The 25,533-nt window shown below is 59.1% G+C and carries 27 protein-coding genes, 4 tRNA genes and 1 other RNA gene; 25 read left to right on the top strand and 7 right to left on the bottom strand.

The window, feature by feature from the left end:
* Positions 1 to 44 precede the first annotated feature (44 nt).
* Positions 45 to 1,445, top strand: coding sequence for an argininosuccinate lyase (gene argH, locus ABIE60_RS11820; RefSeq protein ID WP_354469578.1), 1,401 nt, complete (start codon positions 45 to 47; stop codon positions 1,443 to 1,445).
* Positions 1,446 to 1,527: 82 nt separating this feature from the next.
* On the opposite strand, the gene ABIE60_RS11815 is transcribed toward argH, so the two are convergent.
* Positions 1,528 to 2,043, bottom strand: a complete 516-nt coding sequence (locus ABIE60_RS11815) for a glycine cleavage system transcriptional repressor (protein WP_354469577.1) — start codon at positions 2,041 to 2,043, stop codon at positions 1,528 to 1,530.
* 71 nt (positions 2,044 to 2,114) lie between these two features.
* Between ABIE60_RS11815 and ABIE60_RS11810 the strand changes: the two genes are divergently transcribed.
* Positions 2,115 to 3,023 carry an AEC family transporter gene (locus ABIE60_RS11810; RefSeq protein WP_354469576.1) on the top strand — a complete coding sequence of 303 codons (909 nt, stop codon included), beginning with the start codon at positions 2,115 to 2,117 and terminating at the stop codon, positions 3,021 to 3,023.
* A 329-nt stretch (positions 3,024 to 3,352) separates the two neighbouring features.
* Here ABIE60_RS11810 and ABIE60_RS11805 read toward each other — a convergent pair whose 3' ends face one another.
* From ABIE60_RS11805 to ABIE60_RS11790, 4 genes are all read right to left on the bottom strand, one after another.
* Positions 3,353 to 3,946 carry a 5-formyltetrahydrofolate cyclo-ligase gene (locus tag ABIE60_RS11805; RefSeq protein WP_354469575.1) on the bottom strand — a complete coding sequence of 198 codons (594 nt, stop codon included), beginning with the start codon at positions 3,944 to 3,946 and terminating at the stop codon, positions 3,353 to 3,355.
* Between the two features lie 8 nt (positions 3,947 to 3,954).
* A non-coding RNA gene (gene ssrS, locus ABIE60_RS11800) (6S RNA) lies at positions 3,955 to 4,134 on the bottom strand.
* 94 nt (positions 4,135 to 4,228) lie between these two features.
* Positions 4,229 to 4,555, bottom strand: coding sequence for a cell division protein ZapA (locus ABIE60_RS11795; RefSeq protein WP_354469574.1), 327 nt, complete (start codon positions 4,553 to 4,555; stop codon positions 4,229 to 4,231).
* Positions 4,552 to 4,761 carry a TIGR02449 family protein gene (locus ABIE60_RS11790; protein ID WP_091826339.1) on the bottom strand — a complete coding sequence of 70 codons (210 nt, stop codon included), beginning with the start codon at positions 4,759 to 4,761 and terminating at the stop codon, positions 4,552 to 4,554. Before ABIE60_RS11790 ends, ABIE60_RS11795 begins: the two co-directional genes overlap by 4 nt.
* 165 nt (positions 4,762 to 4,926) lie before the next feature.
* Between ABIE60_RS11790 and ABIE60_RS11785 the strand changes: the two genes are divergently transcribed.
* The 9 genes from ABIE60_RS11785 to ABIE60_RS11745 all read left to right on the top strand — a co-directional run bounded on the left by ABIE60_RS11785 (position 4,927) and on the right by ABIE60_RS11745 (position 13,922).
* Positions 4,927 to 5,535: a UPF0149 family protein gene (locus ABIE60_RS11785; protein ID WP_354469573.1), complete on the top strand. Its 609-nt coding sequence runs from the start codon at positions 4,927 to 4,929 to the stop codon at positions 5,533 to 5,535.
* A gap of 16 nt (positions 5,536 to 5,551) precedes the next feature.
* On the top strand, positions 5,552 to 6,868 hold the full coding sequence (pepP, locus tag ABIE60_RS11780) for a Xaa-Pro aminopeptidase (RefSeq protein ID WP_354469572.1): 1,317 nt from the start codon (positions 5,552 to 5,554) through the stop codon (positions 6,866 to 6,868).
* An 18-nt stretch (positions 6,869 to 6,886) separates the two neighbouring features.
* Positions 6,887 to 8,131, top strand: a complete 1,245-nt coding sequence (ubiH, locus tag ABIE60_RS11775) for a 2-octaprenyl-6-methoxyphenyl hydroxylase (protein WP_354469571.1) — start codon at positions 6,887 to 6,889, stop codon at positions 8,129 to 8,131.
* Between the two features lie 24 nt (positions 8,132 to 8,155).
* A complete protein-coding gene (locus tag ABIE60_RS11770) occupies positions 8,156 to 9,421 on the top strand; it encodes a UbiH/UbiF/VisC/COQ6 family ubiquinone biosynthesis hydroxylase (RefSeq protein ID WP_354469570.1) in 1,266 nt (421 codons plus the stop codon).
* 126 nt (positions 9,422 to 9,547) lie between these two features.
* Complete coding sequence (gene gcvT, locus ABIE60_RS11765; protein ID WP_354469569.1) at positions 9,548 to 10,651, top strand: glycine cleavage system aminomethyltransferase GcvT; 1,104 nt, start codon at positions 9,548 to 9,550, stop codon at positions 10,649 to 10,651.
* 29 nt (positions 10,652 to 10,680) lie between these two features.
* On the top strand, positions 10,681 to 11,073 hold the full coding sequence (gene gcvH / locus ABIE60_RS11760; protein ID WP_354469568.1) for a glycine cleavage system protein GcvH: 393 nt from the start codon (positions 10,681 to 10,683) through the stop codon (positions 11,071 to 11,073).
* A 75-nt stretch (positions 11,074 to 11,148) separates the two neighbouring features.
* The gene (locus ABIE60_RS11755) at positions 11,149 to 12,345 is read left to right on the top strand and encodes a class I SAM-dependent rRNA methyltransferase (protein ID WP_354469567.1); all 1,197 of its coding nucleotides are present in this window, start codon (positions 11,149 to 11,151) and stop codon (positions 12,343 to 12,345) included.
* Between the two features lie 27 nt (positions 12,346 to 12,372).
* Complete coding sequence (locus ABIE60_RS11750; protein ID WP_354469566.1) at positions 12,373 to 13,410, top strand: NADP(H)-dependent aldo-keto reductase; 1,038 nt, start codon at positions 12,373 to 12,375, stop codon at positions 13,408 to 13,410.
* 122 nt (positions 13,411 to 13,532) lie between these two features.
* A complete protein-coding gene (locus ABIE60_RS11745) occupies positions 13,533 to 13,922 on the top strand; it encodes a CBS domain-containing protein (RefSeq protein WP_354469565.1) in 390 nt (129 codons plus the stop codon).
* Positions 13,923 to 13,967: 45 nt separating this feature from the next.
* Here ABIE60_RS11745 and ABIE60_RS11740 read toward each other — a convergent pair whose 3' ends face one another.
* Positions 13,968 to 14,624 carry a histidinol-phosphatase gene (locus ABIE60_RS11740; protein ID WP_354469564.1) on the bottom strand — a complete coding sequence of 219 codons (657 nt, stop codon included), beginning with the start codon at positions 14,622 to 14,624 and terminating at the stop codon, positions 13,968 to 13,970.
* Between the two features lie 165 nt (positions 14,625 to 14,789).
* Here ABIE60_RS11740 and ABIE60_RS11735 point away from each other — a divergent pair, with 165 nt between their 5' ends.
* Positions 14,790 to 15,278 carry an RNA pyrophosphohydrolase gene (locus ABIE60_RS11735; protein ID WP_354469563.1) on the top strand — a complete coding sequence of 163 codons (489 nt, stop codon included), beginning with the start codon at positions 14,790 to 14,792 and terminating at the stop codon, positions 15,276 to 15,278.
* Between the two features lie 26 nt (positions 15,279 to 15,304).
* The gene (gene ptsP / locus ABIE60_RS11730) at positions 15,305 to 17,635 is read left to right on the top strand and encodes a phosphoenolpyruvate--protein phosphotransferase (protein ID WP_354469645.1); all 2,331 of its coding nucleotides are present in this window, start codon (positions 15,305 to 15,307) and stop codon (positions 17,633 to 17,635) included.
* Here the strand turns inward: ptsP and ABIE60_RS11725 are convergent.
* Complete coding sequence (locus ABIE60_RS11725) at positions 17,541 to 18,356, bottom strand: NRDE family protein (protein WP_354469562.1); 816 nt, start codon at positions 18,354 to 18,356, stop codon at positions 17,541 to 17,543. The genes ptsP and ABIE60_RS11725 overlap by 95 nt on opposite strands.
* 70 nt (positions 18,357 to 18,426) lie before the next feature.
* On the opposite strand from ABIE60_RS11725, the gene ABIE60_RS11720 reads away from it, so the two are divergent.
* The 12 genes from ABIE60_RS11720 (at position 18,427) to tuf (ending at position 25,473) form a co-directional block, all read left to right on the top strand.
* A complete protein-coding gene (locus ABIE60_RS11720; RefSeq protein ID WP_354469561.1) occupies positions 18,427 to 19,227 on the top strand; it encodes a sulfite exporter TauE/SafE family protein in 801 nt (266 codons plus the stop codon).
* 6 nt (positions 19,228 to 19,233) lie between these two features.
* A complete protein-coding gene (lgt, locus tag ABIE60_RS11715) occupies positions 19,234 to 20,016 on the top strand; it encodes a prolipoprotein diacylglyceryl transferase (RefSeq protein WP_354469560.1) in 783 nt (260 codons plus the stop codon).
* A gap of 67 nt (positions 20,017 to 20,083) precedes the next feature.
* Positions 20,084 to 20,926, top strand: coding sequence for a thymidylate synthase (locus tag ABIE60_RS11710; RefSeq protein ID WP_354469559.1), 843 nt, complete (start codon positions 20,084 to 20,086; stop codon positions 20,924 to 20,926).
* A 15-nt stretch (positions 20,927 to 20,941) separates the two neighbouring features.
* Complete coding sequence (locus ABIE60_RS11705; protein WP_354469558.1) at positions 20,942 to 21,466, top strand: dihydrofolate reductase; 525 nt, start codon at positions 20,942 to 20,944, stop codon at positions 21,464 to 21,466.
* Positions 21,463 to 22,428, top strand: coding sequence for a bifunctional biotin--[acetyl-CoA-carboxylase] ligase/biotin operon repressor BirA (birA, locus tag ABIE60_RS11700; protein WP_354469557.1), 966 nt, complete (start codon positions 21,463 to 21,465; stop codon positions 22,426 to 22,428). Before ABIE60_RS11705 ends, birA begins: the two co-directional genes overlap by 4 nt.
* Complete coding sequence (locus ABIE60_RS11695; RefSeq protein ID WP_354469556.1) at positions 22,425 to 23,147, top strand: type III pantothenate kinase; 723 nt, start codon at positions 22,425 to 22,427, stop codon at positions 23,145 to 23,147. Before birA ends, ABIE60_RS11695 begins: the two co-directional genes overlap by 4 nt.
* Positions 23,148 to 23,150: 3 nt before the next feature.
* Positions 23,151 to 23,804, top strand: a complete 654-nt coding sequence (locus ABIE60_RS11690; protein ID WP_354469555.1) for a hypothetical protein — start codon at positions 23,151 to 23,153, stop codon at positions 23,802 to 23,804.
* Between the two features lie 25 nt (positions 23,805 to 23,829).
* A tRNA-Thr gene (locus ABIE60_RS11685) sits at positions 23,830 to 23,905 on the top strand.
* A gap of 24 nt (positions 23,906 to 23,929) precedes the next feature.
* A tRNA-Tyr gene (locus ABIE60_RS11680) sits at positions 23,930 to 24,013 on the top strand.
* A gap of 11 nt (positions 24,014 to 24,024) precedes the next feature.
* A tRNA-Gly gene (locus tag ABIE60_RS11675) sits at positions 24,025 to 24,099 on the top strand.
* A gap of 19 nt (positions 24,100 to 24,118) precedes the next feature.
* Positions 24,119 to 24,193, top strand: a tRNA-Thr gene (locus ABIE60_RS11670).
* An 86-nt stretch (positions 24,194 to 24,279) separates the two neighbouring features.
* The gene (tuf, locus tag ABIE60_RS11665) at positions 24,280 to 25,473 is read left to right on the top strand and encodes an elongation factor Tu (protein WP_354469548.1); all 1,194 of its coding nucleotides are present in this window, start codon (positions 24,280 to 24,282) and stop codon (positions 25,471 to 25,473) included.
* Positions 25,474 to 25,533: the final 60 nt, after the last annotated feature.

The raw sequence follows: 25,533 nt of genomic DNA, 5'->3' as shown, positions 1-25,533 counted from the left end.
GAGCTCGGCCAGTTGGGCCGGATCAGCAGCAGGAGAGTGCGGACATGAGCCAGCAGAAGACCAATCAGCAGTGGGGCGGCCGCTTCAGTGAGCCAACCGATGCATTCGTCGCCCGTTTCACCGCTTCGGTGGATTTCGACAAGCGTCTGTACCGGCACGATATCCAGGGCTCAGTGGCACATGCACGTATGCTGGCGAAGGTGGGGGTACTGACCGAGGAGGAGCGTGATGCCATCATCCGTGGCCTGGGCGAGATCCGGGTCGAGATTGAGCGTGGCGAGTTTGACTGGTCGGTGGAGCTGGAAGATGTGCACATGAACATCGAGGCGGCACTGACGAAGAAGATCGGCATCACCGGCAAGAAACTGCATACCGGTCGTTCGCGCAATGACCAGGTCGCCACCGATATCCGCCTTTACATGCGTGATGAGATCGACCTGATTCTGGCCGAGGTCAGCCGCCTGCAGCAGGGGCTGCTGGATCTGGCCGAGCAGGAAGCCGATACCATCATGCCCGGCTTCACGCACCTGCAAACCGCCCAGCCGGTCACCTTCGGCCATCATCTGCTGGCCTGGTTCGAGATGCTGAGCCGTGACTATGAGCGCTTTGCCGACTGCCGCAAGCGCGTCAACATCATGCCGCTGGGTGCGGCTGCGCTGGCCGGTACCACCTACCCGATCGACCGTCACTACACTGCTGAGCTGTTGCAGTTTGATGCCCCGGCCGGCAATTCGCTGGATGCGGTGTCCGACCGCGATTTCGGCATTGAGTTCTGTGCTGCTGCCAGTCTGTTGCTGATGCACATGACCCGCATGTCGGAAGAGCTGGTGCTTTGGACCTCGGCCCAGTTCAACTTCATTAACCTGCCTGACCGCTTCTGCACCGGCTCTTCCATCATGCCACAGAAGAAAAACCCGGACGTGCCCGAGCTGGTGCGTGGCAAGAGCGGCCGTGTCTATGGTCATCTGATTGCGCTGCTGACGCTGATGAAGTCTCAGCCGCTGGCCTACAACAAGGACAATCAGGAGGACAAGGAGCCGCTGTTTGACGCTGTGGACACGGTGAAGGGCTGCCTGCGTGCCTTTGGTGACATGGTGCCGGCAATTGAATCGCGCAAGGCCGAAATGCGTGAAGCGGCACGGCGTGGTTTCTCCACCGCCACCGATCTGGCCGATTATCTGGTACGCAAGGGCGTGGCTTTCCGTGATGCCCACGAAATTGTCGGGCTGTCCGTTGCCTACGGCATCAAGACCGGCAAGGACCTGTCCGACATGACACTGGAAGAACTTCAGCAGTTCTCCGATGTGATCGCCGATGATGTGTTTGAAGTGCTGACGCTGGAAGGCTCGGTGGCAGCGCGTAACCACATTGGTGGTACAGCGCCGGATCAGGTGCGGGCAGCGGTGATTCGAGGTCGTGACCTGCTGGCGGCGCGTGCCGACTGATCCTGTTACCGAAAAGGGCGGCTAGTAATATCCGCCCTGATCTACAAAAGCCGCCTGCGGGCGGCTTTTGTGTCTGTGTGGCTCAGCGCAGGGTGATATCCACCATCAGATCACCGGCGATCGCCTCCAATGCCTGCTGCAGCTCATCCGGGTCCAGGTCCGCCGGAGCCAACAGTTCCGCTTCTGCCTTGAACAGTTCTTCTGCCGACATGGAGCCAGAGGTCAGCTCGGTGCTCAATCGTTCCACGTTGATATGCCGTGCGGCCAATGCCTGCGAGATCTCGCGTACAATGCCCGGCTTGTCATGGCCCACCAGCTCCAGCGTCATCGGTTGCATCTCGCTGACGGGCGGAGCGTCCTCGCTGCGTTCGGCCGTGACCCTGAGCCCCTGTGTCTGCAGGGCTTCCAGTGCGCTGATCAGCGCCTCGGCCTGGTCGCTGGGTACCTGAGTGATCAGAATGCCGGCGAACTTGCCGCCCAGGCGTGACATGCCCGACTCCAGCCAGTTACCCTGATGCTCGGCGATGGTGCGGGACAGCAGCCCGACCAGCCCCGGCTTGTCCGGTCCGATGACCGTAAGAACCAATGATGTCAGCATGATATGCAGCCTTTGTTGGTAATGGTTGGGCAACCCATGTTGCCGTCTCTTGTAGGGGGAATGTATATCAGATGCAGCCGATAATCATCGCTCTCTGGCCTGTTTTTGCGCTCCTGCTGCTCGGTTTTCTGGCTCGTCGCAGTGGATTTCCCGGTGAGGATTTCTGGCAGCCGGCGGAAAAGGCGACCTATTATGTGCTGTTTCCGGCGTTGCTGGTGGAGCGTCTGGCCAGTGCCCAGCTGGCAGGTGACGATTCCATTCGGCTGGCGGCGCTGGTTGTTGTGGTACTGGTTGTGGCCGCTGTGCTGTGTTGTGTCTGCAAGCCGCTGCTGCGCCTGACGGCTCCGGCCTTCACCTCCTTTTTCCAGGGCAGTGTACGTTTCAATACCTATGTTGCGCTTGCCGTCACCGCGGCACTGCATGGCTCGGAGGGTATCGTGCTGGCGGCGGTGATAACGGCGGTGATGATCCCTCTGCTCAACCTGTTCAGCGTACTGGCATTTGCACTTACCTCAGAACAGACATTTTCACCGCGCCAGTTGTTGATGACGCTGGCCGGAAACCCGTTGATTCTGGCCTGCCTGCTGGGTATTGCGTTGAGCCTGTCGGGCATTGCACTGCCTCTTGGGCTGAGCTCGGTGCTGGAGCTGCTGGGGCGTATGGCGTTGCCACTGGGGCTGCTGGCGGTGGGGGCAGGGTTGAACCTGCGTGCCTTGCGCGGCGGCGGCAGGGCACTGGCCGCCGCCAGTCTGATCAAGCTTCTGTTCCTGCCCCTGCTGGCGTTTGCTTTGGCCGGGGTGTGGCAGCTGGACCCGCTGGCGACCAGTGTAGTGGTGATATTTGCGGCTGTGCCGACGGCCACTTCGGCCTATATTCTGGCCCGGCAGATGGGAGGTGATGCTGAATTGATGGCGGGCATCATTACGGCCCAGACGCTGATATCAATGCTGACGCTGCCTGTGATTTTGGTTTTGCTTTGAAAATGTCGCTAAAATCATACTTTATCGCATCCATTTTGCGGTCCGTTTGGCGACATATCCCTGAAGATATAAAAAATAGAGGTTAAAATCCGGAAAAATGCCGCCAAAGGGGTTGAAAAAAAAGCTGCGTGTGAAAGACTAGAGTTTGTCACATGATTATGCTGACACTTAAAGCATAACTTTAACTGCAACCATCGGATAACTGCTGACGATCATGAATAAAAGCCCGGATCTGGTATTGGTACTCGTGATTGTGTTCATAGTAGGTGCTGTAATGACTGGCATCTCACAGAGCGATCTCCAACTGGCCACCATGGTGCAGCAGGTTTTCAACAGTTGATGGCGTAAACCCGCGAGTCTGTCGCGATCGCGTCCAGCGGAACATCCCACCTTTCTATCGGCAGCTGATTCACTCGCTGCAACTCGTGTGCAAGCCCCACCAGCTTCGGTCCGCGCATGCCATTGCCATTCAGGCGGAAGGCAAACGTCCTGTCATAGTAGCCTCCTCCCATGCCCATCCGGCCACCATCGGCTGAAAACGCCACCAGCGGCAGCAGTACCAGATCCAGTGCCATGGCAGGGCGTACAGGCTTGCCCTGAAGTACGGGCTCCAGAATACGGTAGCGGTTGAGTTGCATCCGGGTAGCACGGGTGTAGGGGGTAAACCAGAGGCGATTGTGCCGTATCGGGTGCAGCACCGGCAGATAAAGCGTTTTGCCAAGTGTGCGGCAAAGGGTAATCAGCGGTCGGGTATCGATCTCGCCATCGTTGGGCAGATAGAGCGCTACATGGCGTGCCTTGACGAACCAAAGCTGCCGAGCGAGTTTTCGAGCAAGGCAGCGACCCGCCGTGCGCTGTTGCTGGGGGGTTAGTGCCCGTCTTCGGGCCCGCATTTCGCGGCGGAGTGTTTTGCGATCCTGCATGATGTAAGAGGCTTCCCGGAGTGCCGGTGTCGGTCGTGGCCCTGAACCCTAAGGTTCAGAGTGGAAGCGCTTACTGATATATCAGGCTTTCCGTCAGGCGGACATGCTCACAATACCAGTTGAGCGCTGCCGGGGTATTGCTTATCGGCTCGAGGGACTTGACCGACTGTCGAACACTCCAGGAACCTGATTCCATTATACGCGCGGTTGCCTGAATGTCAGCCCTTGTAATTCTTTGTGCTTCTGCTATGCGGCGATTAACATTATGAAAATAAAGCGTTTTCAGGATGATGAAGAGTTTTCATCCACCCTGGAGGCGCTATTGCGTGCCAGACTCTGGTCAATTTTCTGGCCCAGCCGGCGCAGATTGACCTCCACTGCCTGACGCTGTTCCTCTCGGCTTTTGATCAGCTCATGCGACATGTTCAGCGCGGCCATTACAGCGATCCGCTCAAGGCCGATGATCTTGCCTGAATGGCGTATATCGAGCATTTTCTGGTTCAGGTAGTCGGCAGAGGCCAGCAGTTCGGCTTCAGCGCCGTCCGGACAGCTGATGGTATATTCCTTGTCGAGCAACTTGACGGTGACTGTGCGTGCGTCTGTGCTCATGAGTTCTGCTCCAGTGCCTTGAGTCGCTGTATCATGCCTTCAACCTTGCTGCGGGTCTGGTCATTCAACTGGATCAATTGAGCACGTTCTTCGCGCAGACGGGTGTCCTGTTCGCGCAGCGTGCTGTTTTCAAGCTCAAGCTGTTCTACCCGCGCAAGCAGAAGGTCAATCTTGTGTTCGAGTGCGTTGAAATAATGTTCGGTCATGCCAGGCCCCATGCAGTATGCGCTGACTATAAACAGCCGTTGCGACAGGGTCAATCTGACACGCATGGCCCTGTATAGGGCTAAATGCTAGCATAGAGATCAATGCAGTGCCGGCCCTCTCCGGATACTCTCTGTAAAAACATGACCCAACCCGGATAGATCAATATGACAGATGAACAGGCCCCCGTAATCGAGCTGCCGGATTTTGACACCCTGGCTGACCTGCTGGTGGAAGAGGGGTTGCTAACCCTGTCCCCCGCTGAACTGCACGGGCTGCTGTGCGGTCAGGTAGCGGCCGGTGCCCGTTTTGATCCAGCCACCCTGCTTGCCCGTATCGGCGAATTGCTGGATCTGGAGCCGTTCAGCCGGGAGCTGACGCGTACCGGCATCATGCAGCTGTATCTGGCCACACTGCAGCAGCTGCAGGCGCCGGATTTCAGCTTTGAGCTGGTCCTGCCGGATGATGACCAGCCACTGGCGGGACGTGCGGATGCGTTGGGTTTGTGGTGCAGCGGTTTTCTCAGCGGTTTCGGCTTGCAGGAGCGTAAGGGCAGCCAGGGGTTGTCGATCGAAGGCCAGGAAACCCTGCGCGATCTGGCCCAGATCGTTCAGATCACGACGGCCGCCGATGCCGAAGCGGAAGAAGACGAAAATGACCTGATGGAAGTGCAGGAATACGTACGCATGGCGGCATTGCTGGTATTCAGTGAATGCAATGAGCCGGATGGTCAGCCGAGCGATGCCGCAGCCGAAACGGCGCCCGTTTTGCACTGATTCGAGGAGAGGCAGTATGAAAATCGCTCAATCTGAATTTGCCCGGCGCCGTCAGCGATTGCTGGAAAAATTGCCAGCGGGCAGTGTGGCGCTGGTCTGTGCGGCCCATCTGAAAACGCGCAACCGCGATGCCGAATACAGTTTTCGTCAGGATAGCGACTTTTACTACCTGACCGGCTTCAATGAGCCGGATGCATTGATGCTGCTGATTCCCGGACGACCCGAGGGCGAATATGTACTGTTCTGTCCGCCGCGCGACCCGCAGATGGAGATCTGGACCGGCTACCGTGCCGGCCCCGAGGGGTGTGTGCGTGACTTTGGGGCGGATCAGGCGTTCCCGCTGACAGAGCTTGAGCAGACAGTGCCGAGCCTTCTGGATGGTGCCAGACGACTCTACTATGCACTGGGCAGCGATGAGGCCCTGGATGGCCGGGTACGCGGCTGGCTCAACGAGATTCGTAACCGTGCCCGTCAGGGAGCGCAGGCGCCGGAAGAGCTGGTGCTGCTGGACAATCTGCTGCACGAGCTGCGTCTATTCAAGTCGGATGCCGAGCTGGATGTGATGCGCCGTGCCGCCGACATCTCCGCCGAGGCGCATTGCCGCGCCATGCGTACCGCCCAGCCGGGCATGTGCGAATATCAGCTGGAAGCGGAAATTACCGGCTACTGTATGCAGCAGGGTGCTCGCTTTCAGGCATACTCGCCGATCGTAGGCTCGGGCGCCAACGCCTGCATACTGCACTACATCGAGAACAGTGCGCCAATGCAGGACGGTGATCTGGTACTGATCGATGCCGGCTGTGAGCTGGACAACTACGCCAGCGATATTACCCGCACCTTCCCGGTCAGTGGCCGTTTCAGCAATGAGCAGAAGGCACTGTATCAACTGGTGCTGGACACTCAGGAAGCCTGTATTGCGGCCATGAAGCCGGGGGTGGCCTGGAACCGTATCCATGATCTGTCGGTTGAATACCTGACCGAAGGGTTAATCAGGCTGGGTCTGCTGCAGGGTGATCGGGATGTGCTGATGGAAGAGGGCGCCTACCGCCGCTTCTACATGCACCGTATCGGCCACTGGCTGGGGATGGATGTACATGATGTGGGCCAGTACAAATTTAATGGCGAATGGCGACCACTGCAGCCGGGGATGGTGATGACAGTGGAACCGGGGCTGTACATTGCCCCTGACGATGACAGTGTGGAACCCCGCTGGCGCGGTATCGGCATTCGCATCGAAGACGATGTGCTGGTAACCGAAAACGGCTGTGAAGTGTTGACCGCAGCGGTGCCCAAAACAGTGGCTGCGATTGAGCAGTTGATGGCCAGTCGCTGACAGAGTCGAGGAACATGCATGCAGCAGTATGATCTGGTCATTATTGGCGGCGGCATGGTGGGGGCCAGCCTGGCCTGTGCTCTGCTGCCCACGGCCAGGGCGCTCAATCTGAGAATGGCTCTGGTGGAGGCTCAGTCACTGCCGGCGGCGGGTGAACCGATTTTTACCCCCAGTTACGACAATCGCTCCACGGCGCTGGCTCAGGGTGTGTGTACCCTGTATGAACGCATGGGGCTTTGGCAGGCGCTGCAGGCTCACCTTACGCCGATTAAAACCATTCATGTGTCCGAGCGCGGACGCTTCGGCACGACCCGTTTGCAGGCCGAGGATGAAGCGGTACCGGCGCTGGGGTATGTGGTGGAGAACCACTGGCTGGGCCAGGTGCTCAACAGCCAGCTGCAGCGCAGTGCCGGTGAACAGCTGCAGCTGATTGCTCCAGCTGAAGTCACCGGACTGGAGCATCGGGCCAATGGTAATAGGCTGCAGCTGCGTATTGATGGACAGGAGCACACGCTTGACGCCAGTCTGGTGGTGATGGCCGACGGTGGCCGTTCATCGTTGCGTGAACAGCTGGGCATTGGCTACAGCGTACAGTCCTACGACCAGCACGCGCTGGTGGCCAACGTTTCGCTGGATCGACCGCATCGCAACATTGCCTACGAGCGCTTTACTCAGGATGGCCCCCTGGCACTGCTGCCGGGAGAACCAATAGATGGCTGCAGCCGCTGTGGCCTGGTGTGGACGCTGAATGACGCCGAACTGGACAGCGTTCTGGCGCTGGATGATGCGGCTTTTCTTGCGCGGCTGCAGGAGCGTTTTGGCTATCGGGCGGGGCGCTTTGTCGCCGTGGGTGAGCGTTATCACTACCCGCTGAAGCTGGCGCTGGCGGAAGAGCAGGTGCGGGCCGGGCTGGTGGTGCTGGGTAACGCGGCGCATGCGCTGCATCCGATTGCCGGTCAGGGATACAATCTGGCGTTGCGAGGTGCCGTGGCGCTCGCGGATCTGATTATCGAGCGCAAGCGTGCCGGCCTTGCGCTGGGTGACCTGACCGCGCTGCAGGTGTTTGTTGAGCAGCGGCGTCAGGACCAGTTCCGTACCATCCAGTTCAGCGATCGCACCATGAGGCTGTTTACCAGTCACAACCCGCTGTTGCGGACCCTGCGTGGCAGTGGTCTGCAGCTGCTGGACAGCTGCCCGCCGGCCAAAACCCTGTTTGCCCGTGCGGCCATGGGGCTGGATCAGCCGGCCGCGCGGTTGCGCTGACCCTTTTTCCTGTCGGAGCCGAACATGAAGCAATCCTGTATGAGCGATGTTGTGATCAGTGGCGCCGGCATGGTGGGTACCGCGCTGGCCTGTGCGCTGGCACCTTCGGGTGTGAAGATTCAACTGCTTGAACAGCGCGCAGGTTCACTGCAGCAGTGGCTGGACGAGGTTGACACAGTGCTGACACCGAATCGGCACGATGCACGTGTCAGCGCCCTTAACCTGGCATCTGTCCAGCTGCTGACATCGCTTTCCGCATGGGCCGGTGTGCAGTCAAGGCGTGCAGCGGCCTACACCGACATGGAAGTGTGGGATGGCGAGGGCAGTGGTCGTATCCATTTCAGTGCCGATGCTCTGCATGAAAACTGCCTGGGTTATATTGTCGAGAACAGTGTGATACTGGCGGCGCTGCATGAGCAGCTGAGTCGGTATGACAATGTGGAACTGATCAGCGGTGTTTCGCTGCGCCAGCTGTCGGCTCCGGATGCCGATGGTCATCGCGAGTTGCTGCTGAGTGATGGCCGTCGCATTGAGGCCGGGTTGCTGGTGGGGGCTGATGGCGCTGAATCTCTGACCCGGCGGTTGGCAGGTATCGGCGCCACTGAGTGGGACTATGGTCATCACGCTATTGTCACCACCGTTCGTACCGAACAGCCACACGCGGATACCTGCTGGCAGCGTTTTACCGAAGATGGCCCGCTGGCGCTGTTGCCGCTGGCGGCAGAGGATGATCGAACCCTGTCGATTGTCTGGTCGACATCACCCGAGCACGCGGCCAGCCTGATGGCGCTGGATGGGTCTGATTTCTGCGCGGCCCTAGGGCGTGCCTTTGAGTACCGCCTGGGACGTATCGAAGGCTGTGATCGACGTCGCTCGATTGCGCTGCGCCAGCGCCATGCCCATCGCTATGTCGAGGCGGGCCTTGCGCTGATTGGTGATGCCGCCCATACCATCCACCCGCTGGCCGGGCAGGGTGTGAATCTCGGTTTTATGGACGCCGCCGCGTTGGCTGAAGTGCTGCTGGCAGCGATGGTGCGGGGTGAAAACTGGACCGATGAAGCGGTGTTGCGCCGCTTCCAGCGTCAGCGCCGCAGTGCCAACCTGACCATGGCCGCCACCATGGAGGGGTTCCGTCGCCTGTTTGCACCTCAGCCGCCGGTTGTGCGTCTGTTGCGCAGCTGTGGCATGAACCTGACCGACCGGCTGGAGCCGGTCAAACAGCACCTGGTGTTGCAGGCGATGGGGCTTTCAGGCGAGCGGCCGGCACTGGCGCGACGTCCGACCATTTGACGGGCGGTTAAAGATTGAACTGCGGCGCAAATGCCGATACATTGTCTTCCCTTTTTTTGTGTTAACCGGTTGCGACGTGGCTGTTGAAGCTGCAAATTCCGAACACTGCTGCAGATGAGTTTGCCGATGGGACATAAGACCGCACTCTACGAACAACATCATGCGCTGGGCGCCAAGCTGGTTGATTTCAGTGGCTGGGAAATGCCGCTGCACTATGGTTCTCAGGTTGAAGAGCATCACAAGGTGCGCCAGAGTGCCGGCATGTTCGATGTATCGCACATGACCGTAGTCGATGTCTCCGGGGCTCAGGCGCGCAGCTATCTGCGACACCTGCTGGCCAACGATGTAGCTGTGCTGCGCCAGAAGGGCAAGGCGCTCTACAGCGGCATGTTGAACGAAAAGGGTGGCGTGATCGATGACCTGATCGTCTATCTGATGACCGAGCCGGATTCATCCGGTGAATGGTATCGGGTAGTGGTCAACTGCGGTACCCGTGACAAGGATCTGCTCTGGATGGCCGATCAGGCCGTGCGTTTTGATGTCACGCTGACCGAGCAGCCCGACCTTGCGATGATCGCCGTACAGGGCCCGAAAGCGCGTCAGCGTGTGGAACAGGTGGTGAGCGAGTCCCGTGCCCGCCTGATCTCTGAGTTGAAACCCTTTGTGGGCCAGGAATCTGAAGGCTGGTTTATCGCGCGTACAGGCTATACTGGCGAGGACGGTCTTGAAATCATGCTGCCCGAAGAGGATGCAGCGGATTTCTGGCAGCGTCTGCTGGACGCGGGTGTGGCCCCCTGTGGCTTGGGTGCCCGTGATACCCTGCGACTGGAGGCCGGCATGAACCTGTACGGCTCCGACATGGATGAAGGCGTATCTCCACTGGCCGCCGGAATGGGCTGGACCATCGCCTGGGAACCGGCAGAGCGCGACTTTGTCGGTCGTACGGCACTGGAAGCGCAGAAGGCTGCCGGGGTTGCCGAGCGTCAGGTTGGCCTGGTGTTGACCGAGCGTGGCGTGCTTCGCTCACATCAGAAAGTGGTAGTCGATGGGCTGGGCGAGGGTGAAATCACCAGCGGCAGTTTCTCGCCGACACTGGGTTACTCTATTGCGCTGGCGCGGGTGCCGGCGGGTATCGGCAGTGAGGCCGAAGTCGAGATGCGTGGCAAGCGAGTGCGAGTGCAGGTGGTCAAGCCGCCGTTCGTGCGCCATGGTGAAAAAGTTTTTTCCTGAATCCTGAACAAGACCGATAGGAAGCCCAGATGAGCAACATCCCCAATGAACTGAAGTATGTCGCCAGCCACGAGTGGATCCGCGAAGAGGGTGAAGGTGTCGTGACCATCGGTATTACCGAGCACGCTCAGGACCTGCTGGGTGATGTGGTGTTTGTCGAATTGCCGGATGTGGGTGATGAAGTTTCAGCCGGGGATGATGCCGGTGTGGTTGAATCCGTCAAGGCCGCTTCCGATGTCTATGCTCCGCTCAGTGGCGAGGTCGTGGAAATCAATGAAGCACTTGAAGATTCACCTGAACTGGTCAACTCTGATCCCTATGGTGATGGCTGGTTCTTCAAGCTCAAGCTGACTGACCTGGCAGAACTTGACGATCTGCTGGATGCCGATGGATACGCGGCGCACTGCGAGTCCGAAAGCTGAACCCGGCCGTTGGGCCTGCATAATTCCACTGTCCCGGCTCAGGCCGGGACAGTCATTTCAGAGCATGTGAATACGATGAATCTCAGACCCCTCCAGCTTCAGAACAATGCCGACCGCCGCCTCCGGGCTGGCCATCTCTGGATCTACAGTAACGAAGTGGACAACCAGGCCACACCACTGAAGGCTTTCGAGCCCGGTGAACAGGTGGTGGTGCAGGATGCCCGTGGCAAGGCGTTGGGAATCGCTTCGGTAAATCCCAATACACTGATCTGTGGTCGCATGTTGAGCCGGGATCTGCGCTACCCGCTGGATCGCTCGCTGCTGGTACATCGCTTCAAGGTGGCGCAGTCACTGCGCGAAATGTGCTTTGATCAGCCCTGCTACCGGTTGATCTTTGGTGATGCCGACCTGTTGCCCGGGCTGGTGGTGGACCGTTTCTATGACATCTTTGTGGTCCAGATATCGAGTGCCGGCATGGAGCGGCTGCAGCAGGAGATCGTGGATGCGCTGAACAAGGTGTTCCAGCCGCAGGCGATCGTATTCCGCAATGACGGCAAGATGCGTGCAACCGAAGGCCTGGAGACCTATGTTGAGGTGGTGCAGGGTGAAGTGCCGGAGCTGGCCCCGCTGATGGAGAATGGAGTGAATCTGCTGGCGCCGATCCTGACCGGACAAAAGACCGGCTGGTTTTACGATCACCGCGAGAACCGGGCGCGCATGCAGACGCTGGTCAAGGGCAAGCGGGTACTGGATCTGTTCAGTTACGTTGGTGGCTGGGGCGCGCAGGCACTGGCCGCCGGCGCTTCCGAGGTGGTGTGTGTCGATGCCTCGGTGACGGCGCTGGAAGTGGCAGCCGAAAATGCCCGTATCAATGAAGGCGAGACCCGCTTCCGTGGTCTGCAGGGCGACGCCTTTGAGCTGTGCAAGGCGCTGGTCGCAGACAAGGAGCGCTTTGATGTGGTGATTGTAGACCCGCCTGCTTTCATTGCCCGGCGCAAGGATATCCGTAACGGTGAGCGAGCCTATGCCCGTATCAACAATCTGGCCATGCGGCTGCTGGAAAAGGACGGCACCCTGATCTCCGCCTCCTGCTCCATGCATCTGGAAAAGAGCCGCCTGGTGGATATTCTGCGCGCCAACAGCCGAGAATTGGACCGTAACGGCCAGATCTTCGCGCAGGGCAGCCAGGGGTCAGACCATCCGATTCACCCGGCCATACCCGAGACCGAATACCTGAAAGCCTACTTCATGCGCGTGCTGCCGGCAGGCTAGGCACGTCGACAGCCCAGGGAGACCAAAATGCAGTATCAGACGCTTGGACAGTCCGACCTTAATGTCAGTCGCATGGCGCTGGGGACCATGACCTTCGGGCGCCAGAACACCGAGGCAGAAGCGTTCGAACAGCTTGATTATGCACTGGCTCAGGGCATTAACCTGATTGATGCCGCCGAGATGTATCCGGTACCCACTGCCGCCGAGTTTCAGGGCCGGACGGAGCAGTACATCGGCAACTGGATGCGTCAGCGCGGTTGCCGGGAACAGGTCATTCTGGCGACCAAGGCGGCCGGTCCCGGTGATATGGTCAGCTATTTGCGCCCTGATCTTCATCATGACGAGGCCAATCTGCGTGCGGCAATCGAAGGCAGCCTGACCCGTTTGCAGACGGATTATATCGACCTGTATCAGCTGCACTGGCCTGATCGCAGAACCAACTTCTTTGGCCAGCTGGGCTATCAGCACGACCCTTCTGCCGACGGCACGCCATTGGCGGAAACACTGCGCGTGTTGGGGGATCTGGTCAGGGAGGGTAAGGTCCGCTACATCGGTCTGTCCAATGAAACGCCCTGGGGTACCATGAAGTGTCTGCAGTTGGCCGAACAGCTGGGTCTGCCACGGATCATCTCGGTACAGAATCCCTACAGCCTGCTCAACCGCACGACCGAGGTGGGGCTGGCCGAAGTACTGCTGCGTGAGCAGGTGGGTCTGTTGGCCTACTCCCCGCTGGGTTTTGGTGTGCTCAGTGGCAAATACGCCGGTGGTGCTCGTCCTGAGGGGTCGCGTCTGGCGCTGTTTCCCGAATACAAGCGCTATATTACCGAGCAGGGGCAGGCGGCCACCGATGCCTACCTGGCGCTGGCGGTCGAGCAGGGGCTGGATCCGGCGCAGATGGCGCTGGCCTATGTGAACAGTCGCCCGTTTCTGGGCAGCAACATCATCGGCGCCACGAGCATGGAGCAGCTGCGCTCAAACCTGGCATCGCTGCAGCTGACGCTCGATGCGGATCTGCTGGTCGAAATTGAAACGATCCATCAGCGTTACCCCAATCCCTGCCCCTGACTATAATCAAGACAGAGGCGGACAGTTGACCTGAACGGGCAGGTGTCTGAGACAACCGATTCACAGGTTATTGTTACTCAAGGAGAGTCGACGTGATACATCAGCAAAGAGTAGAGGATTTGATGCAGCCCGTGCCCCATCCGCTGCATGTGGATATGTCTTTGGCGGAAGCCGTGGATCTGATTCTGCAGTCCGGTCTGAGCGGTTTGCCGGTGGTAGACAATGAGCATCGGGTGTGTGGTTTTGTATCCGAACATGATTGTGTCGGTTACCTGATCAGCGACAGCTACCATTGTGACAGCCGGATTCAGGTGCGCGATATCATGTACAAGGAGCCGCTGTGTGCCAGCCCCGGCGAGAACATTATTGATCAGGTGCAGAAAATGGGCGGTGACAAGCCCAAGACTTGGCCGGTGGTGAACAAGGACGGCCGGCTGGCGGGTGTGATCAGCCGTCGCTCCATCATGCGTGCGCTTAATGCCAGCATGAAAGGTTGCCGTACTCGCCTCTGAGGAAAAGCGTTGCACCGGAGTGCATTCACTCCGGTGCAACGGGTATCACTCTACCAACTGCAGAATCTGCCAGCCTCTTGCCTCTGCGGTTGTACGCAGGCGCTCATCCGGGTTGGTAGCTACCGGGTTATCCACCACTTCCAGCAGCGGCAGATCATTGTTGGAATCGCTGTAGAACCAGCTGTCTTTCAGATTGTGACCGGTCTGTTCCAGCCACTGCTGCAGGCGCGTTACCTTGCCGCCCTGGAAGCAGGGGGTGCCGGCGACCTTGCCGGTGAAGCGGCCATTGATCATTTCCGGATCGGTGGCGAGTAGATCATCAACCCCCAGTCGCTTGGCGATGGGCGCCGTGACAAAACGGTTGGTCGCGGTAATGATCAGCAGGAAGTCGCCCCGTTCCCTGTGCTGTTGCAGCAGGGCTTCCGCCTTGGGCAAGATGATCGGTTCGATGCACTCCTGCATGAATTCCGCATGCCAGCTGTCCAGTTGTTCCGGGGAGTGCTGTGCCAGTGGATTCAGCGCGAAGTTCAGAAACTGGTGGATATCCATCTCGCCGCGCAGGTACTCTTCATAGAAGCGGTCGTTGGCGGCGCGGTATTCCGTTTCGTCCACCACGCCCTTGCGGCACAGAAACTCGCCCCAGGCGTGGTCACTGTCGCCACCGATCAGGGTGTGGTCCAGATCAAAAATCGCCAGGCTCACGGTCAACTCCCTCAATGTCGGCTGCCGGCTGAGCCGGCGGAAAATAAAGCGCAAGCATAGACGGGCTTGGAGGTGCGTGCAATTGCCGAGAAGCAGCGGCTATTTGCCAAATCATGGATCTGTGGAACAATAAAACCAAAACGTATATTGATCGGGATCAGAATTGTGATTGATGCAGATGGATTCAGGCCCAATGTCGGAATCATTCTGGTTAATTCGCAGGGTCAGGTTCTTTGGGCAAGACGCATCGGGCAGAACGCCTGGCAGTTCCCTCAGGGGGGCATACAGTCGAACGAAACGCCGGAGCAGGCGATGTACCGCGAGCTGCGCGAAGAGATCGGTCTGTCACCCCGTGATGTTGAAATCATGGCGGTTACGCGAGGCTGGCTCCGTTACCGTTTGCCCAAGCGCATGATCAGGCGCCACTCACACCCCGTGTGTGTAGGCCAGAAACAGAAATGGTTCCTGTTGCGGATGCTCAGTGAAGACAGTGCCGTACGGATCGACCATACCGACTCGCCCGAGTTTGATGGCTGGGAATGGGTCAGTTATTGGTACCCTCTGGGACAGGTGGTGTCCTTCAAGCGCGAGGTGTATCGGAAAGCGATGAAGGAATTGTCACCGCGGTTGGCACGTTTGCCAGTCGGCGTCTGACGCAGAGATAGGAGCGCTCCATGAGCATGTTGAGTGTACTGCGCAAAATCGTACAGGAAGTCAGCACCGCCCCGGATCTGGAGTCCGTGCTGGATCTGATCGTGCGCCGCATTCAGCGTGCCATGCGCACGGAGGTTTGCTCCATCTTTCTGCTTGATCCTGTGCAGCAGCGTTACGTGCTGCGCGCGACTCAGGGGTTGAATCAGGAGGCGGTCGGCAAGGTCAGCCTGTCGATGACCGAAGGCATTGTCGGTCATGTCGGTCAGCGAGCCGAGCCGATCAACCTGGAGGATGCGTTCCGCCATCCTGCCTTTCATTACCTGCAGTCGACCGGTGAAGAGCGCTACCATGCCTTTTTGGGAGTGCCGATCATTCATCATCGCAGTGTGTTGGGTGTACTGGTGGTGCAGCAGCACGATCTGCGTCGCTTTGATGAAAGTGAAGAGGCGTTTCTGGTCACGGTGTCGGCCCAGCTGGCGGGAGTCATCGCGCATGCGGAGGCGACCGGCTCAATCAATCCAGAACAGCACCCTCAGGCCGAATCGAAGGCGGTACGTGATCGACGGTTTGACGGCGTGGCGGCTGCCTCGGGGGTTGCGATCGGGACCGTGGTCGTGGCGACCATCGATGCCGAGCTGGAAACCGTTCCGGACAAAACGCCGCGTGATGTGGAGCAGGAATTGCACAGTCTGGAGACGGCGATGGAAGCGGTGCGGGATGATATCCGTACCGCGGGACGCAGTCTGGCACAGCGACTGAAGTCCGAAGAGCAGGCGCTGTTTGATGTCTACCTGCGCATGTTGGATGACCCGGCACTCAAGAGCGAAATCGAGGCACGTATTCGTGCCGGCAACTGGGTTCAGGGGGCGCTGCGCGAAGTTATCCTTGGCCATGTGAAGCAGTTCAATGCCATGGAAGACGCCTACCTGCGTGAGCGTGCCACCGACGTGCGTGATCTTGGCCGGCGTATTCTCAGCTATCTGCAGGAAAGTGCGGGTCCGATGGAGGTGGATTATCCCGATGACAGTATCCTGATCGCGGATGAACTGTCGCCGGCGATGCTGGGCATGGTGCCGGAGGACAAGCTGGTCGGGCTGGTATCGGTTACCGGCTCGGGCAATTCCCATGCAGCGATCATGGCACGTTCAATCGGCATACCCACCGTGATGGGGGTGGTCGACCTGCCCTTTACCCGGCTTGAGGGGCGCAAGGTGATAGTGGACGGTTACTCCGGCCGCATCTATGTGAACCCTTCGGAGCAGTTGCTGGAAGCCTTCCGTGAAGTGATGCGCGAAGAGCGGCTGGTGGCGGCCGGGCTGGAAGGCCTCCGGGACCTGCCGGCCGAAACCACGGACGGCTATCGCATGCCGTTGTGGGTCAATACCGGGTTGGTGGCGGATGTGACCCGCTCACTGGAGCGCGGTGCCGAAGGGATCGGTCTGTATCGTACTGAAATTCCCTTCATGATCCGTGACTTCTTCCCCAGTGAGCAGGAGCAGCTGCAGAGCTATCGCAGTCAGATGGAAGCGTTTGCACCGCGCCCCGTGACCATGCGAACACTGGATATCGGCGGCGACAAGGCGCTGCCCTACTTCCCGATCGAGGAAGACAACCCCTTCCTGGGTTGGCGCGGCATCCGAGTAACTCTGGATCATCCCGAAATATTTCTGGTGCAGGTGCGTGCCATGTTGCGCGCCTCCGAGGGGCTCAACAATCTGCGCATCATGCTGCCGATGGTGACCAGTGTGCATGAAGTCGAAGAGGCGATGCGCCAGATCGACCGTGCGCTGGCCGAACTGCAGGACGAAGGCTACGCTGTTGAGCGCCCCATGGTCGGCGTAATGGTAGAGGTGCCGGCCGCGGTGTACCAGGTGCGCCGCTTTGCTCGAATTGTCGATTTCATCTCGGTGGGGTCCAATGACCTGACCCAGTACCTGTTGGCGGTGGACCGCAACAACCCGCGCGTGGCGGGGCTGTATGCACCCTATCATCCCGCTGTATTGCGAGCGCTGCAGTATATCGCCCGTGAAACGCGCAAGGAGGGCAAGCCGGTGTCCATTTGTGGCGAGATGGCGGCGGATCCTGGCGGGGCACTGTTGTTGATGGCGATGGGCTATGAAGTGCTGTCGATGAACTCCAACAACCTTCCACGGGTCAAGTCTGCCATTCGTGGCGTCAGCCTGGCCAGAGCGCAGTCACTGCTCAGCCAGGTACTGCGCATGGATGATGCCGAAGAGATCCACCGGTATCTGCGTCGTACTCTCAAGCATCTTGGGTTGGGACAGCTGACCCGGCCACGCCTTCCCAATCAGCAGGAACCAGCAGAGGACGATCCAGACTGTAGCGGCGCAGACTGACCGCACGGCCATCCCGGTCGTATCCTTCCTCCAGGAACAGCAAGCGGCCGCTGCGGTGCTGCAGCAACAGAGTGCTGGCACGGGTGCCGTAATCCGGCGAACGGATGAAACAGGACGACAGCAGCCGTTCCCGTTCCAGTCTGATACCGGTATCCGGCAGCGCCGCATCATTGGGGCGATGCTCATCGTGCAGCAATCGCAGCAACTGTGTTTCGTTCAGCTCATGTTTGTCCATGGCGCGGGTCAGGGCTGCCTTGGCGCGCAGCGTTTTTGGCCAGGGTGTATCCAGCAGCGCATTGCTTAATGCATGGATGCCGGGCATCACCGGCTGACACAGGCCACTGATGTTGCTGAAGTGCCAGAGTCCGTTGCCATCGGCCAGCAGCAGGTTGAATCCGGCTCGGGCGGCGGTAAGGCTGTTGCAGAAATCCTGTGCCGATTGCTGAGAGTGAATGAACTCCGTTACCAGTGCACCGCGGCTGGGGGCTCCCTCGGGAGGGCTGTGGCGAGCATCGCGGTGATTGGTAACCAGCGCAAAGCGGTTGTTGTTTCCCAGTGCCATCCAGCTGCCGCCTGCCTGCAGGTCCCGGCCCCCCATAATAGGCTGGTCTGGCCACGGGGCGACAGGTGCGGTGGGGCGAGCATGGAATTCGTCACGGTTGGCAACCAGTAGCAGCGGCCACTCCGGATCGGCATTAACGGCAATACTGAGCAGGCACACATTCCCTCCGGTTTCATCTGTGGGCAACAGTCACTAATATAATCGACTTTGTCGTACCAGGATTGAAACCATGTTAACAACTTTGGCGCTCTACCTGTTGTTGGGTGCGCTGGCCGGTGTTGTGGCCGGTCTGTTTGGAATCGGTGGCGGCCTGCTGATTGTGCCCGTGCTGATCGTTACCTTTGAACTGCAGGGAATACCGGCCGCTGTGCTGACCCATATGGCGGTGGCAACCTCGCTGGCGACCATCGTAGTCACCTCGATCAGCTCTGTCCGGGCGCATCACCGGCGGGGGGCGGTACGCTGGGAACTGTTTCGGCCGCTGGGGGTCGGTATTCTGCTCGGAGCTCTGCTTGGCGTGAACACGGCGGTACAGTTGCCCGGCCCTGTTCTGCAGTTGACCATCGGCATTTTTGTGCTGCTGGTGGCTGTGCAAATGGCCCTGAATCTCAAGCCCTCTGCAGGTGAAACGCAGCCATCGAAACCTGAACTGGGTGCTGCAGGGGCTGGTATCGGCTGGGCGTCTGCGATTTTCGGCATTGGTGGCGGCACCCTGACAGTCCCCTATCTGAACTGGCGTCGGGTCGGCATTCAGCAGGCGGTGGCGACCTCGGCCGCCTGTGGTCTGCCGATCGCGCTGATGGGCGCGGGCACCAACATCTGGCTGGGTTGGGGAGAAAAGCAGCTGCCAGCGTGGAGCCTGGGGTATGTTTACCTGCCGGCCTTTGCCGGTATTGTACTGGCCAGCTATCTGACGGCGCCGATCGGTGCGCGGCTGGCGCACAGTCTGCCTCAGGCGAAGCTGAAAAGAATTTTTGCTCTGTTTTTGCTCGCGGTATCACTGCGTTTCATTGTCGGTAATCTCTGGTGAGGCTTTATGTGGATTCATGATATCAACCCGCTGGCGCTGGAACTGGGCCCGCTGCAGATTCACTGGTATGGACTGATGTACCTGATCGGATTTGGCGGTGCCTGGTGGCTGGGTAACCGACGTGCCCGCCAACCTGGCTCCGGCTGGACTGAACAGCAGGTATCGGATCTGGTGTTCTGGGGCGCGGTCGGTGTGATCATTGGCGGGCGAGCCGGTTATGTGCTGTTCTACAACTTCGGCTACTTCCTGCAGGATCCGCTGTGGCTGTTTGCCGTGTGGGAAGGTGGCATGTCGTTCCATGGCGGCCTGTTGGGCGTGCTGACAGTGGTGTGGCTGTTTGCCCGACGTCAGGGCAAGAGCTTCTTTGAAATCGGCGATTTCATTGCGCCGCTGGTGCCCATCGGGCTGGGTGCCGGTCGTCTGGGCAACTTTATCGGCGGGGAGGTCTGGGGGCGGCCAACGGATCAATCCTGGGGCGTAATCTTCCCTCGTGCCGGTGACATGCTGGCGCGGCATCCGTCGCAGCTGTACCAGATGCTGTTGGAGGGTGTCGTCCTGTTTGCGCTGCTGTGGTGGTACTCATCGCGTCCACGTCCACGCATGGCAGTGTCAGGCCTGTTCCTGCTGGCCTATGGCTGCTTCCGCTTTCTGGTTGAGTTTGTGCGTGAGCCGGATGGTCATCTCGGGTTCATCGCGTTTGAGTGGCTGACCATGGGCCAGTTGCTGTCGCTGCCGATGCTGCTGTTGGGTGGGTTGCTGATGCGGCTGGCTTACCGCCGCAAAACGTAGATCAATCTGGTCTACACAAGCCAAACGCCCTAGAATAAAGTCCATTTGTTTTTGGAGCGGGGCGCATATGCAGCAGTATCTGGATCTGATGCGTGAGATCAAGGAGCAGGGCACCGACAAGGGTGACCGCACCGGCACGGGTACACGTTCCCTGTTCGGGCGCCAGATGCGGTTTGATCTGAGCGAAGGCTTTCCATTGCTGACCACCAAAAAGGTGCATCTGAAATCGGTGGTCTACGAGCTGCTCTGGTTCCTCTCCGGCAGTACCGACAATACCTGGCTGCAGCAGCAAGGTGTCAGCATCTGGAACGAATGGGCGCTGGAAAACGGTGAGCTTGGGCCGATCTACGGCAAGCAGTGGCGTTCCTGGGCCTGCCCGGACGGCTCCAGCATCGATCAGATCGCGACGGTTGTTGAGCAGATCCGGCACAACCCCAATTCGCGTCGCCTGATCGTCAGCGGCTGGAACCCGGCTGACCTGCCGGATGAGTCGCTCAGTCCGCAGGAAAATGCCCGGCGCGGCAAGGCGGCGTTGCCCCCCTGTCACACGCTGTTTCAGTTTTACGTTGCCAATGGCAGGCTGAGTTGCCAGCTGTACCAGCGCAGTGCCGACTTCTTTCTGGGGGTGCCGTTCAATATCGCCTCCTATGCGCTGCTGACACACATGATCGCGCAGCAGTGTGAGCTTGAAGTAGGTGAATTTGTACACACCTTTGGCGACCTGCACCTGTATGCCAATCACCTGAACGACCCGACAATTGTCGACGAGCAGTTGTCACGTACACCCAGGACCCTGCCGCAGCTGCGTATCAAGCGCCGTCCGGCGGATATATTCAGCTATTGTTTCGATGATTTTGAAGTGGTTGGCTACGACCCTGACCCTGCCATTCGTGCCCCCATCGCTGTTTGATCCCAAGGAGAAGTCATGCGTCTGGCAATGATTGCTGCCCAGTCTCAGAACCGAGTAATCGGTAATAACAACAAGCTGCCCTGGTATCTGCCGGAGGATCTGAAGTACTTCAAACGGGTGACTTTGGGCAAGCCGATCATCATGGGGCGCAAAACCTTCGAGTCGATCGGTCGACCGCTGCCGGGTCGCACCAACATCATCATCACGCGCAATCCGGACTGGACACACGATGGAGCAGGGGTTCGGGTTGTCCACAGTCTGCAACAGGCGATTGAGCTGGCGGAAAGCCTGGCACTGGTCAATGGCTTTGAGGAATCGCTGGTCATTGGTGGTGCCGAGATATATGCGCTTGCTCTGCCGCAGGCTGATCGGCTCTATCTGACTCAGGTCCATGCCGAGGTGCAGGGTGATGCGCATTTCCCGCCGCTCGACCCCGCGCAGTGGCATGAGGTGGCGCGGGAAGACTTCAATGCCATTGAACCCAACCCTTATGATTACAGCTTTATCGTGCTGGATCGTGCCGGAGGCAAGGCAGCATGATGCTGGATAACCTGCTGCAGGTTCTGGCTGATGGCGCCTTTCATTCCGGCAGCGAGATTGGCCGTACCCTGGGTATCAGTCGCAGTGCCGTCTGGAAGCATATGCAACGGCTGCAGGAGCTGGGTGTTGAGGTGTATAGCGTGAAGGGTCGGGGCTATCGCATTCCCGGTGGTCTGGATCTGCTGGATGAATCGGAGCTGCTGCAGCAACTGCCGCAGGCTGTGCGTGAACGGTTGGGGCAGTTGACACTGACGGTAGAAACGGACTCGACCAATACGCGTGCACTGGATGCGATGCAGGCGGGGGTCGCAACGGGCCTGTTTGCTGCCGAGTTTCAGCACGCCGGGCGGGGACGACGTGGACGACAATGGGTCAGTCCGCTTGGTTCCAGTCTCTGTTTCTCACTGGCCTGGCGCTTTAACAGTGGTGCTGCAGCGCTTGAGGGGCTCAGTCTTGCGGTGGGACTGGCATTGCAGCAGGCGCTGGAGCAGGAGGGTCTGGTGGATATCGGGCTCAAGTGGCCCAATGATCTGCTGGTGAATGATGCCAAGCTGGGAGGGATTCTGATTGAACTCAGCGGCGATGCAGCAGGCGAATGTCAGGTGGCCATTGGCATAGGTCTCAATGTTCAGCTGCCTGAGGCAGTGGTGGAACAGCTGGATCAGCCCTGTGTAGACCTGGCTCGGCTGGGCTATTCCGGTTCAAGAACTCGCCTGCTTGCCGTTGTGGTCGCTGAGCTGATCAACATGCTGGAGCGTTTTGAGGCCAGCGGTTTCGCACCGCTGCGCTCGGCCTGGGAGGAAGCCAACGCCTTTCGTGGGCGCGAAGTTGCCTTGAGTTCTGGGCCCCGTCGGTATGAGGGCACCTGTCTTGGGGTAACCGATCAGGGTGGGTTGCGCCTGCAGACAAGTGCAGGGCAGGAGGTGTTCCACGGTGGCGAAATGAGTGTGCGGCTGCAATGATCCTTGAAATTGATGCGGGTAATACATTCATCAAATGGCGCTACCGAGAAGGCGCCAGGTCTGTGGCAAGCGGTCGCTGGCTGACGCATGAGTTTGCGCCAGCAAATCTGCGTGACTGTGCTGAGGTGCCGCAGCAGGTGTTGGCGGGTTCAGTGGCAGGGGCGGCTTTCGAACAGGCGCTGTCTGACGCTGTTGCATCGGTCTGGGGTGTGCCTGTGCGGTTTGCACGCACGGCTGAGATGGCTGCAGGGGTGCGCAACAGTTACGCTGATCCGGCCAGGATGGGGGTCGATCGCTGGCTGGTGATGCTGGCGGCCTGGCAGCGTTGCGAGCAAGCCTGCTGTATCGTTGACTGCGGTAGTGCGATCACTGTCGACCTGCTTGATGCCGAAGGTGAGCATCGAGGCGGCTATATTTTGCCGGGATTGCGATTGATGCGTCAGGTGTTGACCGGCTCTACGGCCGGCATTCTGGTCGACCGTGATATCGAGGCGTTCAGTGTCGAGCCGGGTCGTGACACCAGTAGCGCTGTGGTGCATGGCACCAATCTCATGTTCAGTTCACTGGCAAAGATGCTGCCACACTGGCTGGAGCAGCAACAGGCCGGCGCGCCTCTGTTTGTGACCGGCGGTGATGGTGCGCTGTTCTGCGAACTTATGGGGATGGGAGAGCTTGTGCCTGATCTGGTCATGGACGGTCTGCGCTGGGCGCTGGAGTAGAGCATGTTACGTTGGTTGCTGCTTGTCCTGCTGTTATGCAATGCGCTGCTGTTTCTGTGGTATGCGCAGCGTGAGCAGGCGATCTCTGCGGACAGTTCATCCCGTCCGGAGCAGGTGACCGGGCTGCGGCTGCTGCACGAACTGGCCGCTGGCGAGAGTGCGCGCCCGCTACAGACCGAGTGTTATCAGTTGGGTGTCTTTGCAACGCCGAATGAGGCTGAGCAGGCAGCTGGGCGGCTGGCACCGGTCGTCATGGATGTTGCACAGACCCCCGCGCCTGATGAAGTGGCGGGCTATCAGCTGGCAGTTGAAATACCTTCGGAGGCAGGGGCTCAGCGGGAGTTGCTCGACCGGCTGGCGCTTGCGGGCTGGGTACCACAAACCCGTCAGGGACGCTTTCTGCTGGGGCCGTTCATGGGTGAACGGGCCCGTGCCGATGCAGTGGTTGAGCAGCGTGCGCTGAGTGAAGGGCTGGGGCTCAACAGTGAGTTGCGGCCCATCATGCAGCCGGGTACAGGGGTTCTGCTTGAAATTGAAGTGCCGGCCGGAACAGAAATTGGCCAGGCATCCCGGCAGCTTTTGCTGCGTGGCTGGCCGGGTATAAAAATTGAAAAAAAATTATGTTCGGGGCTTGCACAGCCCCAGTCGGATCAGTAAGATACGCACCACTTCGACGGTCAAGGCCGGTATAGCTCAGTTGGTAGAGCAACTGACTTGTAATCAGTAGGTCCGGGGTTCGACTCCTCGTGCCGGCACCATTTCGGCGAAGTGTTTGAAAGGCTGGTGGGGTTCCCGAGTGGCCAAAGGGATCAGACTGTAAATCTGACGCGCGAGCTTCGGTGGTTCGAATCCACCTCCCACCACCATCTCCGTTCAAGCGGGTATGGTATAGTGGCTATTACCTCAGCCTTCCAAGCTGAAGAGGCGGGTTCGATTCCCGCTACCCGCTCCAACGAAGATGTACCGAATATGCTCATGTAGCTCAGGGGTAGAGCACACCCTTGGTAAGGGTGAGGTCGGCGGTTCAAATCCGCCCATGAGCTCCAGTTTTGTCGCAAAGGGTAGATATAGAGATATGTCTACCCTTTGTTGTATTTGCGTCCTTGAAACGACTTGATCAGGTTGACTCGCGATGGCTAAGCAATCATTTGAACGTAACAAGCCGCACGTTAACGTAGGTACTATCGGCCACGTTGACCACGGCAAAACGACACTGACCGCTGCACTGACTCGCGTCTGCGCAGAAGTATGGGGCGGCGCCGCCGTTGCCTTTGACGGTATCGACAATGCACCGGAAGAGCGTGAGCGTGGTATCACCATCTCTACCTCTCACGTAGAGTACGAGTCACCGACTCGCCACTACGCGCACGTTGACTGCCCGGGCCACGCTGACTACGTGAAGAACATGATCACCGGTGCAGCGCAGATGGACGGCGCGATCCTGGTATGTTCCGCTGCTGACGGCCCCATGCCGCAGACCCGTGAGCACATCCTGCTGTCTCGTCAGGTCGGTGTACCGTACATTGTCGTGTTCCTGAACAAGGCCGACATGGTAGACGACGAAGAGCTGCTGGAACTGGTTGAGATGGAAGTTCGCGAACTTCTGGATCAGTACGACTTCCCGGGCGACGACACTCCGATCGTTGTAGGTTCTGCGCTGATGGCGCTGAACGGCGAAGACGACAACGGCTTCGGCACCACTGCCGTCAAGAAGCTGGTTGAGACCCTGGACGAGTACATTCCTGAGCCGGAGCGTGCCATCGACCTGCCGTTCCTGATGCCGATCGAGGACGTATTCTCCATCTCCGGTCGTGGTACCGTTGTAACCGGTCGTATCGAGCGTGGCATCCTGAACGTGGGTGACGAAGTGGAAATCGTGGGTATCCGCGACACCACCAAGACCACCTGTACCGGTGTTGAGATGTTCCGCAAGCTGCTGGATCAGGGCCGTGCCGGTGAGAACGTTGGTGCGCTGCTGCGTGGCACCAAGCGTGACGACGTTGAGCGTGGTCAGGTACTGTGCAAGCCGGGTTCAATCAAGCCGCACACTCGCTTCGAAGGCGAAGTGTACGTGCTGAGCAAGGAAGAAGGCGGTCGTCACACTCCGTTCTTCAAGGGCTACCGTCCGCAGTTCTACTTCCGTACCACAGACATCACGGGTGCTTGTGAACTGCCGGAAGGCGTTGAAATGGTCATGCCGGGCGACAACGTCCAGATGTCCGTTACCCTGATCAACCCGATCGCGATGGAAGAAGGCCTGCGCTTCGCCATCCGTGAAGGTGGTCGTACCGTTGGCGCCGGTGTGGTTGCCAAGATTATCGAGTAAAATTCGGTAATTACCTGTTGCACCCGTGCGGGGAGGTGCATATAATGTGCCTCCCTGTTA

Source organism: Marinobacterium sp. MBR-109 (assembly GCF_040547565.1).
In the GTDB taxonomy this organism is placed as follows: domain Bacteria; phylum Pseudomonadota; class Gammaproteobacteria; order Pseudomonadales; family Balneatricaceae; genus Marinobacterium.
This window is presented reverse-complemented; position numbering and strand designations above follow the sequence as displayed.